This is a genomic window from Sulfitobacter sp. GN1-4 (genome assembly GCF_055693825.1).
Genome location: NZ_JBVFUQ010000003.1, coordinates 768101 through 780787, shown reverse-complemented (window position 1 = coordinate 780787; position 12687 = coordinate 768101). Strand labels below are relative to the sequence as shown.

General features: G+C 61.0%; 10 protein-coding genes. 4 read left to right on the top strand and 6 right to left on the bottom strand.

The features are described 5' to 3' along the window. Positions 1–27 precede the first annotated feature (27 nt). Positions 28–2256 carry a CHASE2 domain-containing protein gene (locus tag ACZ1HM_RS04390; RefSeq protein WP_472741486.1) on the top strand — a complete coding sequence of 743 codons (2229 nt, stop codon included), beginning with the start codon at positions 28–30 and terminating at the stop codon, positions 2254–2256. An 80-nt stretch (positions 2257–2336) separates the two neighbouring features. Here the strand turns inward: ACZ1HM_RS04390 and ACZ1HM_RS04385 are convergent, their stop codons facing one another. From ACZ1HM_RS04385 to ACZ1HM_RS04370, 4 genes are all read right to left on the bottom strand, one after another. Continuing rightward, the gene (locus tag ACZ1HM_RS04385) at positions 2337–3485 is read right to left on the bottom strand and encodes an HlyD family type I secretion periplasmic adaptor subunit (protein ID WP_472741484.1); all 1149 of its coding nucleotides are present in this window, start codon (positions 3483–3485) and stop codon (positions 2337–2339) included. Positions 3486–3663: 178 nt separating this feature from the next. Continuing rightward, positions 3664–3936: a hypothetical protein gene (locus ACZ1HM_RS04380; protein ID WP_472741482.1), complete on the bottom strand. Its 273-nt coding sequence runs from the start codon at positions 3934–3936 to the stop codon at positions 3664–3666. Beyond that, on the bottom strand, positions 3924–5678 hold the full coding sequence (locus ACZ1HM_RS04375; RefSeq protein WP_472741480.1) for an ABC transporter transmembrane domain-containing protein: 1755 nt from the start codon (positions 5676–5678) through the stop codon (positions 3924–3926). The genes ACZ1HM_RS04380 and ACZ1HM_RS04375 overlap by 13 nt, the downstream gene beginning before the upstream one ends. 127 nt (positions 5679–5805) lie before the next feature. Further along, the gene (locus ACZ1HM_RS04370) at positions 5806–7203 is read right to left on the bottom strand and encodes a TolC family protein (RefSeq protein WP_472741478.1); all 1398 of its coding nucleotides are present in this window, start codon (positions 7201–7203) and stop codon (positions 5806–5808) included. A gap of 358 nt (positions 7204–7561) precedes the next feature. Here ACZ1HM_RS04370 and ACZ1HM_RS04365 point away from each other — a divergent pair, with 358 nt between their 5' ends. Next, complete coding sequence (locus tag ACZ1HM_RS04365; protein ID WP_472744562.1) at positions 7562–8605, top strand: cupin domain-containing protein; 1044 nt, start codon at positions 7562–7564, stop codon at positions 8603–8605. Between the two features lie 177 nt (positions 8606–8782). On the opposite strand, the gene ACZ1HM_RS04360 is transcribed toward ACZ1HM_RS04365, so the two are convergent. After that, on the bottom strand, positions 8783–9586 hold the full coding sequence (locus ACZ1HM_RS04360) for a ChaN family lipoprotein (RefSeq protein ID WP_472741476.1): 804 nt from the start codon (positions 9584–9586) through the stop codon (positions 8783–8785). Positions 9587–9668: 82 nt separating this feature from the next. After that, positions 9669–10046 (bottom strand): 5-carboxymethyl-2-hydroxymuconate Delta-isomerase, encoded by a 378-nt coding sequence (locus ACZ1HM_RS04355; protein ID WP_472741474.1) that lies wholly within the window; start codon positions 10044–10046, stop codon positions 9669–9671. A gap of 123 nt (positions 10047–10169) precedes the next feature. Between ACZ1HM_RS04355 and ACZ1HM_RS04350 the strand changes: the two genes are divergently transcribed. Further along, positions 10170–11336 (top strand): nucleotide sugar dehydrogenase, encoded by a 1167-nt coding sequence (locus tag ACZ1HM_RS04350; protein WP_472741472.1) that lies wholly within the window; start codon positions 10170–10172, stop codon positions 11334–11336. Positions 11337–11351: 15 nt separating this feature from the next. Beyond that, on the top strand, positions 11352–12620 hold the full coding sequence (locus tag ACZ1HM_RS04345) for a glycerate kinase type-2 family protein (RefSeq protein WP_472741470.1): 1269 nt from the start codon (positions 11352–11354) through the stop codon (positions 12618–12620). Positions 12621–12687 lie beyond the last annotated feature (67 nt).

The window sequence follows — 12687 nt, the reverse complement described above, 5'->3', positions numbered from 1 at the left end:
GGTCGGAGCAAATTCAGACGGGCCCAAATGAAAGCAATCAAATGGATCATTCGGAAATTTGATTGGGGCCGCGCTGTTGCGTTGGGCCTGCTTAGTCTGTTGTTGCTGGTCCGGATCTGGGACCACGAGTTTATCCAGACTTTCCGGTTTCAGGCGTTCGATCTTTATCAACAGATTAAGCCGCGGGAAAAACAGCCCTTCCCTGTCACCATCATCGATGTGGATGACAAAAGCCTAGAGGAAATTGGCCAATGGCCCTGGCCCCGCACCACCATCGCCGATCTGGTGGACAAAACGCGCGAGGCTGGGGCCGTTGCCACCGCCTTCGATATTATTTTTGCCAATCCTGACCGGCTGTCGCCGGAAAACATCGCCAAAGACAACGAAGACCTGCCTGAGGACATTCGCGCCGCACTCAGCGCGCTGCCGCGTGGCGATACCGTACTGGCGCAGGCCTTTGCCCAAAGCCGGATCATCGTGGGTGAAACCAGCATCCGCTCAGAGGACGGCAGCGATGGTCCGAAACGCCCTGGGCCAAAGGTGGAATATGCGTTTTTGGGGAATGATCCCAAACCCTTTATGCTGAAGTTCCCCGACCTGGTGCAAAACATGCCCGAGCTTGATGCCGTGGCCACGGGGCGCGGTATCTTTACTGTGCGCCCCGATACGGATGGCGTGTTCCGTCGCGTACCTTTGGTGATGACGGTGCAGGATCAAATCCGCCTTGGCCTGTCGGTTGAGCTGTTGCGGGTGGCCACCGGCGGCGGGGCCTTTGCGATCAAATCCAACGCGGCAGGCATCGACGGCGTTGTCGTGGCGCGCCAGCTCATTTCCACCTACCGCGACGGCACGGTCTGGCCCTATTTCTCGCCCGCATCACGCGAGCGCTATGTCTCGGCCGCGGACATCCTGATGGACCGCCTGCCCCCCAACCGGTTGCGCGGGCAGCTAGTGTTTGTAGGCACCTCGGCCATCGGGCTCGAGGATTTCCGCGCCACCCCGCTGGGGGTTTCCATGGCCGGTGTCGAAATACACGCGCAGGTGCTGGAGAATATCCTGGGTAAATCCATGCTGATCCGCCCCAACTACGCCATTGGTGTGGAACTGGTGACCATCGCCATTCTAGGGCTGTTGATGATCATCCTTGTGCCGTTTCTGGGGGCCACCTTTACGCTGCTCAGCACCGTTGTCGTCATGGGCGGATACACCTTTGCGTCCTTCTACGCCTTCACCGAATACCGGCTGATGCTGGATCCGACCTATCCCACCTTTGCCGTGGCGGTGATTGCGATGTTCATGGCCACCGCCAACTACCTGCGCGAAGAACAGGAACGCCGCCGCATTCGCGGGGCCTTTGGTCAATATGTCTCGCCCGATCTGGTCAACCAGTTGTCCGAAGACCCCGACCGTCTGATCCTGGGGGGCGAGCGGCGTCCGCTGTCGATCCTATTCTCTGATGTGCGCGGCTTCACGACGATTTCCGAAAGCTTCAAAGACAATCCATCAGGACTGACCCACCTGATGAACCGCTTCCTGACCGTGCTGTCAGACGCGATCCTGCACCACAGCGGCACGATTGATAAGTTCATGGGCGACGCGGTCATGGCCTTTTGGAACGCGCCGATTGACCACCCTGATCACGTCCGCTCATCCTGCCGGGCCGCGCTCAAGATGCTGGCCGATGTTGAAGCCCTGAATACCGAACGTGAGGCTGAGGCGGCAGAGACCGGCGAAGACATTCACCGCATCGATGTGGGCATTGGCATTAACACAGGCGATTGTGTCGTGGGCAACATGGGCTCAGACACCCGCTTTGACTATACCGCGCTGGGGGATGCCGTGAACCTTGCGTCCCGTTTGGAAGGCCAGTCCAAAACCTATGGCGTGGGCATCATCCTGGGCGCGGACACCGCAGGCCCCGTAGAAGACATCTTTGCGGTGCTGGAGCTGGACCTGATACGCGTCAAAGGCAAGAACGAACCGGCCCATGTCTTTGGGCTTTTTGGGGATGAGACGCTGGCAGGCAACGCCGCCTTTGCAAAGCTAAAAGAGCATAACGCCGCCATGCTTATCGCGTACCGGGGCCAGGAGTGGGACACGGCCAGCCAACGGCTGGACGATATTGATGCGGTAGCGAAAGAGGCGGAGCTGAACCTGCGCACCTACACAGCCCTCTATCGCACCCGTCTGGCTGAGATCCACGCAACCCCCGTGCCCGCAGATTGGGACGGTGTTTTCGTGGCCACATCAAAATAACGCGTCCGCGTTTTCTTTTGTAAGATCAATGGCTCAGGCGCCAGCCCCAGCACCCCGCCAAGGATACGCCGCGATTGCGCCTACCGCTCCCGCAGCGCCTCTTGCTGGGCGCGCAAGACCGGTTTGCTGAGGTAGTTTAACACCGACTTACGCCCGGTCTGGATATCGACGGTGGCCACCATGCCGGGGATGATATCGAGCCTTTTGTCCTCTGTCCCCAGATGCACCTGATCCGTCTCAACCACGATGCGAAAAAACGCCTCGTCCTGGCTGTTTTCAATCGTATCGGCCCCGATCCGCGTGACACGCCCGGTCAGCGCCCCATAGACCAGGTAATCATAGGCGGTGATCTTAACGTTTGCTTCTGCACCGGGGCTGATAAACGCCACGTCCTGCGGACGCACATCCACCTCAATAAGCAGCCGGTCATCAACCGGCACGATCTCCACCAGCGGCGCGCCGGGTTGGACCACGGCGCCGATGGTGGCCACGTTGACGGTGTTGACGGTGCCTCGCGTTGGCGCGCGCACAGCCGTGCGCGTCACCCGGTCATTGGCTGCGCGCAGGCCTTCTTGCACAACGGCCAATTCCACCTGCAGCCGGGCCAACCGTTCACGGGCGGAGGACACATATGACGCCTGCGCGGCTGCCATCGCACTTTCCGCCTCTGCAATGCTCGCCGCGATGCGCGGGCCAGAGGCGTCGGCCACACCCAGATCCCCCCGCAGCTCAGCGTGGCGCGATTTCAGGCGCAGCAATTCGATCTGGGGAATGGCCCCGCGCGCAAAAAGATCTTCGCTCAGCGCGATTTCCTCTTCCAGCGGGGCCAGCGTAAAGCTGATTTTCTCGCGCAACGCTTCCAGCTCTGCCAGCTCTGCCTGACGCTGGTTCAACCGTTTGTCGAGCACGGACATCTCACGCTCCAACTGGATGCGACGGGACAGGAACACCTCTTGCTCAGCGCCTGTTGCCAGAGGGTTGCGTGCGGCCAAACCTGTCGGGAAGTCCAACGCTTCCGCCAATCCAGCCTCAGCCTCAAGCCGCGCCTTTTCGGCCAGCAACGCGGCCTCTTGCTCCAACAGCTCGCCCTGCTCAGCCGCAAAGCCGGTATCATCCAGCTCAATCAGCACCGCGCCTGCGTCAACGGTATCGCCTTCGGCGACCTCAATGGCGCGCACGATGCCGCCTTCCAAAGACTGCACGATCTGCACCTGAGTTGAAGGGATCACCCGGCCCTGGCCGCGCGTGACCTCTTCGATCTCATAAAAGAACGCCTAGTGCCAGAAAGGCCCCAACGCCTGCGAGGACCAACAACAGCAGCTTCCAGTGGCTGCCCCCCGGTCCACCAGCTCCGCACCGGAGATGTCGTTGATGTATTCGCTGTCGTCGGCGTTTCGAAACATCGCGCTACTCCGCCGCCTTGGCCGCTGACAGCGCGCGCAGCTGTGCGGCCACTTCGGCGCGCGGCCCATCCAGCGCCTTGCGCCCGCGATCCATCACAATAACGCGCCCTGCCACATCGGCCAGTGACTGGCGGTGTGTGCAGAGGATCAGCCCCATACCCTCTTGCGCCAACTCTCCCAGACGTGCGGCGATGGTGGCCTCCATCTGCTGGTCCATGGCCGCCGTCGGCTCATCCAGAAACGCCAGTTTGGGCCGTTTCAGGATCATCCGCGCCAAGGCCAGACCCTGCCGTTGCCCCCTGACAGGCGGTTGCCCTTTTCGCCAATGAACTGGTGCAACCCTTCGGGATTTTCTGAGATGAAAACTTCCATCCCAGCAAAATAAAGTGCGCGGTGGATTTCTGCGTCGGTGGCATGGGGCCGGCCCACCACCAGGTTTTCGCGGATGGTGCCGGTGAAAAGATCCGTCTCTTGCGTCAGATAGGCGACACCCTCGCGCAGCTCAGCCGGATCGTATTGGCCAATCTCCTGACCATCGACCAGCACGATGCCCGACGAAGGCCGCAGCAAGCCGTTGCACAGCTTGCCCAGCGTGCTTTTGCCTGACCCGACGCGGCCCAAAAGGGCCACAACCTCACCCGGCGCAACCGAAAAGGACACGCCGTTTAAAGAGGCGACAGGTGCATCGGGGTAAGAGAAACTGACGTCCTTGAATTCAAGCGCGCCCGCGCGCACGCGCAGGCTGTTGCTGACCACATCGGCGTTCTCAACAGGCAGCTTCATAAACACCGACAAGGCGCGCATCGCCTTGACCGCGTGTTGCGCCCGAAAGAGCGTTTGCGCAATGCTGCCCAAGGGGGCCAGCATGCGCCCTGCCAGAATATTGGCGGCAATCAGCCCGCCGATGGTGATCTGCGCATCCGCCACCAGAAACACACCCCAGACGATGATCGCCACGCTGACCGCCTGTTGCGTCAGCATCGTGCCCGACACCGCAAAGTTTGACCAAAACCGCGTCCGCCCTGAAATCAGCGCGGATTGCGCCACCGCCTTTTCCCATTCGCGCTGCATCACGGGTTCGGCGTTCAGGCTTTTGACCGTCTCAATACCAAAGAGCGACTCCACCAGCACCACATGCCGTTTCGTCGCCACGGCTTGCGCCTTTTCAACCGTGCGGCCAATCGGGATCTGGGCAAAAATAGCCATGACAATCACCACAGGCACCGCCACCAACGGCACCCAGGCAAGTGGTCCCACAATCGCGAAAAGCACCGCGATGAACACCCCGATGAACAGCAGATCAATCAGTGCGATAAAGGTGGAAGAGGCAAAGAATTCCCGCACCATCTCAAAATCGCGGATCGTGTTGGTGATGCCCGCCGCCCCGCCGGGGCGGTCCAGCAGTTTCACATTCATGGCCTGGCGAAACACACTTGTCGCCGCCTTGACGTCGACCCGCTTGCCGATGGTCTCCAGCATCCCGTTGCGCAGCACACGCAACAGCAGGTCCAGCCCCATCGCAATCGCAACGCCCAGCGCCAGCGTCCACAAGGTGACATAGGCCAGATTGGGGATCACCCGGTCATAGACGTTCATCACGAACAGCGGCAGCGCCACGCTCAGCAGGTTGATCACGAAGACCGCCAGGATGATCTGAACCCAAACCGTCCAATTGGCCCAGAAAGGCGTCCAGAACCAATGCCGCTGTGTCTGCACCGCCGCACGGGTTTGCGGCGACAGCAGGCTTTCGCCGCGCGTGCCCTCAGGCGTGATCAGCATGACCATCCCGTCGGTTTGGCGGCGCAGCTCTTTCAGGCTGCGTTCCTCCACCATGGGACCCGTGGCCGGATCAAGCACCTCAGCGGCGGTGCCGCCCTCGGCCAGCGCGCGCAGCACCAGGGGCCGCCCATCCTCTTTGTCAAAAACCACGCAGGGCAGAACAATCGGATCAATCCGCCGCAGATCACGCCGCGCCAATTTGCTGCGCAACCCAATCGCCGCCAGGGCACGGCCCATCATGGCCCTGTCTGTGGGATCAGGATCGCTTGGCAACCGCGCCAGCACGGCGGCTTGCGAAAAGGGGTGCCCAGGGCATCCGCAAACCAGGCCACAACAGCCAGTCCCGGATGGCCTTCGTGCGGCTCCGTCATCTGAGCGGTTCGACAACCGTGTTAAAGACGGCCGCCCGCGGTGATTTGCGCGCTTGCTCTTCATAATTGGGGGCAAAGATCACATGGCTTTGCGCCAATCCGAAATGGGCCGCCAACCGGCTTTGCGCCGCCAGAATGCGGTAGCGGCTAAAGGTCAGCGCCGCGTCTGAGCTGGCTTTCTGGAACTTGACGTTGAACACCGTCCGCTCCGCTTCCAACAGATCAATCAGTGATCGCTTCGCGGCGTTCAGCTCATCGCGGTACTGCCGCACGATCATGTTGTTTGCCCGCAGCTGCTTGTCCAAAAGCCGACTACGCTCCACGTTCTTCACATAGGCGTTCCAGGTGCGTGCGGCCAGTTCGCGCACCTCTTCTGCGGCCACCCGGCGCTCCATCTCGGCCTGGCGAATACGCTCTTTTGATCCGGCCTCTTGCGCGGGGCGGCGCCCGTTATAAAGCGTCCAGTTCATGCGCAGTCCAACAAACGCGTCTGAGCGTTTGGCCTTGTTCCCGTCCCGGTTCACCCCATGGGTCACACCTGCGTTCAACGTCACCCGTGGCTTACGCTCAGCCCCCTTGATGGAGGCATCAAACCGCGCCTCAGTGGCAACTTTGTCTGCAATCCGAACCCGGTAGCTGTTGCGCACGGCGGTGCCCTGAAAGGCACGCAGATCTTTGGGCAGGGCTTTGACACCTGGCACATGCATCTTGCCTTTTGGGGCATGGCCCACCACACGGATATAACGCGCCTTGGCGTTGGCCAGGGATTGATCAATCCCGATCTTGGCATCCCGCGCCGCCGCGATGCGGTCATCCACCAAGAAGCCATCAGAGCGGGGCAAACGCCCGCCATTGACCAGATCGCGCACCTGCGCGCCAATGTCTTCATGCCGGGCAATGTTATCTGCCGCCAGCTGCGCCAAACCGCGCAAGCGGATCACGTCGATATAGGCCTCTACCGCATTCAGCGCCAAGGTCTCAGAGGCATCCATCTGGCGCAGGATACTGGCATCCAGCCGCGTGGCATTGCGGTAGACCAGGTTTTCGCGCCGGTGCCCGTCAAAAAGCGTGTATTCCACCGCGATCCCGATCTGCCCGGTTTCCTTGAACTGGTTGTTCTCTGCTGCAGAAAGGCTTGCTGGGTTGTCCACGATCTGCCCGCCCAGCTCACCAAAAACGGTGACCTCGGGCTGATATTCACCGCGCAGCTCCAGCATCTCAAAAAGGGTGGCACGCACATCAGCGTCGGCTGCCTGCCCCGCCGGGTTGCTGGTGACAGCGGCCCGTACCGCTGATTTCAGGCTTTCGGCTGACGCGCCCGTTCCAATAAAACCAATGGCGCAAAATAACGCCGCAATCGCGCCCAAACGGCGCTGATGAAAAAATACCATCAAACTCTAATTCCAAAATAAATTTGCAAGAAACAAACCCCTTGCAGTGCGAGCCCACAAATACCAGGACACGTTTGGCAATCTTTCCCCGGGAAAACTCCTGCCAGTTCAACCGGCATTTGCAAAGAGAAACCTATCAGAATCCGCATTTTAAGGGCCCATTGTGCTATTTTTGGTGGCACCCGGCCTGCATACCCAGGCCCATTCGCGCCACACGTGCATTGCGCTTGGCCTGCGAAGTTGAAATGTTGCCCCCAACCACCATCAAAAAGGGCACCCCCATGACAAAACAGCCCCCCTGCCCCAAGACGCCATCGCCCAGGCCGAAGCCGTCTTGCCTGTCACGGATCTCAAATCCGAAATGCCGTTTTTCCTCGGCGATCTGGGGTTTCGCCTCGATACGATCTATCCCGCAGATGACCCCGCCGTCGCGGTGATCTCCGGGCATGGGCTGCGGTTGCGGCTTGAGCGGGGCAGCACAGCAGCCCCCGGTCATGTCCGGGCCTATGTAACAGGGCCTGCAGGCAAGCCTCACATCGGCCAGACCCGCACCTCCCCCAGCGGCAACCAGATCAGCTTTCATGACGCGGACCCCGATCTGACCATCCCCGAGACACAGCACGCCTTCATGGTGCGCCACCTTGCCGACAGCGATGCCTGGATCATCGGGCGCGCTGGCATGCATTACCGCGATCTGATCACCGACCGGCTGGGCGGCTCCATCATCGCCAGCCACATCCGCATCCCAGATGGCGGTCCGGTGCCCGACATGGTGCACTACCACGTGGTCGGTTTTCAGCTGATCTTTTGCTATCGCGGCTGGGTGCGGCTGGTCTATGAGGATCAGGGGGATCCCTTTATTCTGGGCGCAGGCGATTGTGTGATCCAGCCCCCACAGATCCGGCACCGCGTGCTCGAAGCCTCAGATAACGTTGAGGTTTTGGAGATCGGCGTGCCCGCCGAACATATCACCACGATTGACCACGACATGACGCTGCCCAATGGCACAGGTGATCCCAACCGCAGCTGGCAGGGCACCAAATTTGTCCACCACAAAGAGGCTGAGGCCACCTGGTCGCCCTGGCGCCTGCCCGGCTGGATTGCGCGTGATACAGGCATTGGGACTGGCACCGCCGGGGTTGCAGGGGTTCAGGTCGCCAAACCCGATGGCACGCAAGGCCCGCCCGCCTGGCACCATCACGACACGGACATCCATTTCACCTTTGTCAAAGAAGGCTCCCTGACGCTTGAGGCGGATACCACCGGCCCGGCCAGCCATGCGCTGGTGGCGGGTGATGCCTTTGTGCTGCCGCCCTTCCTGAACACCCGCTACACCGATCCGTCGGCAGATTGCGAGTTGATCGAAGTCACGCTGCCCGCCACCTACGCCACCCACCTTCGGTGATTCTGGACGGGGTCAAGGATCGCGGCACGCGACCAATCTTTGATTGGCTTGTCCTTGAGGCCGGCCAGAATCGCCCCCAGCCTTGATGAGGTGCCTTGAGGACGCAGTGCGCCCTCAAGCACCTCTCAGCAAAAAGGCAAAGCGCGCCCCAAGCGCATGCCTATGCGGGGGAACGCATCAGTCGCGAAAGGCCGCACAAGGATCGCCGCGGGCAGGGGCTTGGGTTGTAGTCGCACCGTCATAGGGCGCCGCATCAGCCCCTTCGGCAAAGGCGAATGCAAAAACGCGGACGTCAGGTGCAGCCTGCGCCAGAATATGGGGCATCCCCCAGTCTTTGCGCACATGGCCACTGCCCGCAATCACCACCACCGGCGCGCCAAAGGCCTCAAGCGCGGCAAGCGCCGTTTGCGAAAAGCGCGCATCGCGCAAGCGCTGAGCTTCCACCATCCCGCCCATCATCTCGCGTGGCATGGCCTCGCAATGGGCCTCAAACTGCATCTCTTGACGGGCCTGCGCTTGGTCATCTGGCAAAGGCGCTGTCAGACCAAAGCGCGCAGCCTCTGCCCCAAAGACCGCAGCCGCCCCTTCGCCAAAGGCCGCGCGCACCGTCTCACGTGGCACCGCCGCCCCCAACACTTCCGCTGTGCCCAGCGCGGCAAAGACCGGGGCATAGATGTCAATGGACGGCCACCCGGCGGCCTCCCATCCCATCGCGGCATCCAGCGCTTGCAAATCTGTCACGCCCACGGCGCGCAGGGTGCTTGCCATCTGAGGGGTGAGCATCTCAAAAACCACAGCCCTGGGCGCAATATCGCGGATCACCTGCCCCTGGCCTTGGTGGTGGGCCGGGTTGTCATGGATCTCCCCCAACAGCACGATATCGGCAGCACGCATGGCCGCCAGATCTTCAGGCGCAATCTCAACCGCGCCCGCTGTGGCTCCAAGCCACCCGAAAAGAACTGCCGCCAAAAAACGTCGCATCGCACCGCTCCCGCCTTCACGCCAAAGCTAGATCGCCGCCGCCGACCTGCAAGCCCGCGTCACGCAAGGCACCTTGGTCATCTCAAAGATGGTCGCGAATGGTCCCGGTCTTGGGCGAAAGTGCTGGATCAATGTCGCGCATTTCAAACGACAGGGCGATGGGCCGCTGCGCCATGACCGGTGCCACAAAGGCCTCAGCGACATCAAAAAGCGCTTGGGTGGCCGTTTCCTTATCCGCCAAGGCACGTCCGGCCCGCAGACGCACCGAAATGTCGATATAGCCATGCGCCGGATTGCCATCGGCGATGCTGTAATGAGGGGCGGGAATGGCGCGCACCCGAACGCCTGCGGCAGGAAAGATCGGCAAATCCACCATCGCCGCGCGCAGCGCGTTACATAGATCTGCGAAATTGATCACCTCTTCGAGGTTTGCAGAATAATCGATCGTCAGATGCGGCATCTGTTGTCCTTCCCTCTCTTCCCCACTCTCGCCTGACGGGCCGGGCCATGCAACGGCTGGCTTCTTGCCAGCCTGCCCCGAATATGAAAAACCTGTCGCAATTTTGGTGGGCTGGACGATTTAATGAATATTGCTGTCTTTGGGATAGGATACGTGGGCCTATCCAACGCCGTTCTTCTGGCCCAGCACAACAGCGTCACCGCCGTGGACATCGCGCAAGAACGTGTGGCCCAGATCAACGCTGGCATCTCTCCGTTAGAGGAAGCGGCGCTGTCTGACTGGCTCAGCACCCGCGATCTTGATCTGCGCGCCACCACCGACGCAGAGGCCGCTTGCCGCGCGGCTGATCTGATCTTGATCGCCACGCCAACCGACTATGACACCAAAACTAACTTCTTTGACACCTCATCGGTTGAGGCGGTCGCAGCGCAAGCCTGCCAGCTGAACGACACCGCCCCCATTGTGATCAAGTCTACCGTTCCGGTGGGGTTCATCACCCGGCTGCGGGCGGAACTTGGCACCGACCGGATCTTTTTCAGCCCTGAGTTTCTGCGCGAAGGTCAGGCGCTTTATGACAACCTGCACCCCTCGCGCATTGTGGTGGGTGCCGACACGCCCGCTGCACATGCCTTTGCCGATCTGCTGGTGCAGGGGGCCGAAAAAGAGAACATCGACGTGCTCTTCACCGGTGCGGAGGAAGCGGAATCCATCAAGCTCTTTGCCAACACCTATCTGGCCATGCGCGTGGCCTTCTTTAACGAATTGGACAGCTACGCACTGAGCCAGAACATGGATGCGCGCCAGATCATCGACGGCATCGGCCTCGATCCCCGGATCGGGACACATTACAACAATCCTTCCTTTGGCTACGGCGGCTATTGCCTGCCCAAAGACACCAAACAGATGCTGGCCAATTTTTCCGATGTCCCGCAAAACCTGATGCGCGCGGTCGTGCAGGCCAACAAGACCCGCAAGGAATTTATTGCCGATCAGGTCATCGCCATGGCCCCTGAAACCGTGGGCATCTACCGGCTTGCGATGAAAGCGGGCTCCGACAATTTTCGGCAAAGCTCCATCCAGGGTGTGCTGCGCAGCATTCGTGATGCGGGCATTCGGGTGCTGGTCTATGAACCCACGCTTGAGAAAAAGAAATTCATGGCCTGTGAAGTGCTCAATGATCTGGCGGCCTTTAAGGCGCAAAGCGATGTCATCGTCGCCAACCGGGCCTCGGACGATTTGGCGGATGTGCCGGATAAGGTCTTCACCCGAGATATATTTGGCCTGAGTTAGACGTCAGGAGTTTTTATGTCCGACCCCAACCGCGCCTTTTTGGCGCATCTTTTCGAAACGGCCGTTGCGGCGGCGGATCCAATGCAAGCGCTTAGCGGCAGGTTGCCCCCGGCCCCCAAGGGCAAGACGGTTGTGATCGGCGCAGGCAAAGGGGCCGCGCAATTGGCCCAGGCGTTTGAGGCCCTGTGGGAAGGCCCTTTCGAAGGCGTCGTTGTCACCCGCTACGGCTATGACGCGCCGTGCAAGACCATCCGCGTACTACAAGCCGCGCACCCCGTGCCGGATGCCGCCGGGATTGAGGCGGCTCAGGCACTGAAAGAAGCCGTGACGGGGTTAGGTCCAGATGATCTGGTCATCGCCCTGATTTGCGGCGGGGGGTCATCGCTGTTGCCTGATCCGCCCGATGGGCTGACCTTGCAGGACATGCAGGCGCTGAACCAGGCTTTGCTGGCCTCTGGTGCGCCCATCAATGTGATGAACGACATCCGCAAGTGCTTTAGCGGGATCAACGGTGGCCGCCTTGCCGCCCTCGCGGCCCCCGCGCAGGTCCACAACTTCATCGTCTCTGATGTGCCCGGTGATGCACCGGGCGAGGTAGCCTCTGGCCCCACCGTGCCGGGCCGGCGCAGTGCTGCGGATGTGGCTGAGATGATCACCGCACGCGGCATCGCGCTGCCTGATAACCTGATGGCCTATTTGGCCGCCCAAAGCGGGGGTGCCGCGCCAGATGAAATGGCGCATGTTTCAACCACGCTCATCGCCTCTGCTGCGATCTCGCTTGAAGCGGCGGCACAGGCTGCGCGGGACAGGGGCGTGAATGCCTGGGTCTTGTCCGACCGGATTGAGGGCGAAGCGCGCGATGTGGGCCAGGTGCATGCCGCGCTGGCACAACAAGCGCAGGCCAGCGGCTTTCCGCATGCGGCCCCGGCGGTGCTTCTTTCAGGGGGCGAGACAACTGTCACGCTGCGCCATAAGGGACGGGGCGGGCGCAACAGTGAATTCCAGCTGGCCCTCGCCCTGACACTGGAAGGCAGCAGCGGGATTGCCGCCCTGGCCGCGGACACCGACGGCATCGACGGATCCGAGGATAACGCAGGGGCCTTTGTGGACGCCAGCACAACCCAACGCATGCGTATGGCTGGGGTGGACCCGCTGGTTTATCTGCAAAAGAACGATGCCTATTCCGCCTTTGACGCGGTGGGCGATCTTTATGTGACGGGTCCGACGGGCACCAACGTGAATGATTTTCGCGCCTTGCTGATCGGAGACGCGCCCGAAGGGTAAGCCATCCCGTCCGGGCACTGCTTAACCATTTGATAAATAACCCTAATTGATCATTAAAGGCACACCT

Coding starts and splice junctions, on each gene's coding strand:
- ACZ1HM_RS04390 (WP_472741486.1), top strand. CDS start 28: ATGAAAGCAATCAAATGGATCATTCGGAAATTTGATTGGGGCCGCGCT.
- ACZ1HM_RS04375 (WP_472741480.1), bottom strand. CDS start 5,678: ATGATGGGCCGTGCCCTGGCGGCGATTGGGTTGCGCAGCAAATTGGCG.
- ACZ1HM_RS04365 (WP_472744562.1), top strand. CDS start 7,562: ATGCCGTTTTTCCTCGGCGATCTGGGGTTTCGCCTCGATACGATCTAT.
- ACZ1HM_RS04360 (WP_472741476.1), bottom strand. CDS start 9,586: ATGCGACGTTTTTTGGCGGCAGTTCTTTTCGGGTGGCTTGGAGCCACA.
- ACZ1HM_RS04355 (WP_472741474.1), bottom strand. CDS start 10,046: ATGCCGCATCTGACGATCGATTATTCTGCAAACCTCGAAGAGGTGATC.
- ACZ1HM_RS04350 (WP_472741472.1), top strand. CDS start 10,170: ATGAATATTGCTGTCTTTGGGATAGGATACGTGGGCCTATCCAACGCC.
- ACZ1HM_RS04345 (WP_472741470.1), top strand. CDS start 11,352: ATGTCCGACCCCAACCGCGCCTTTTTGGCGCATCTTTTCGAAACGGCC.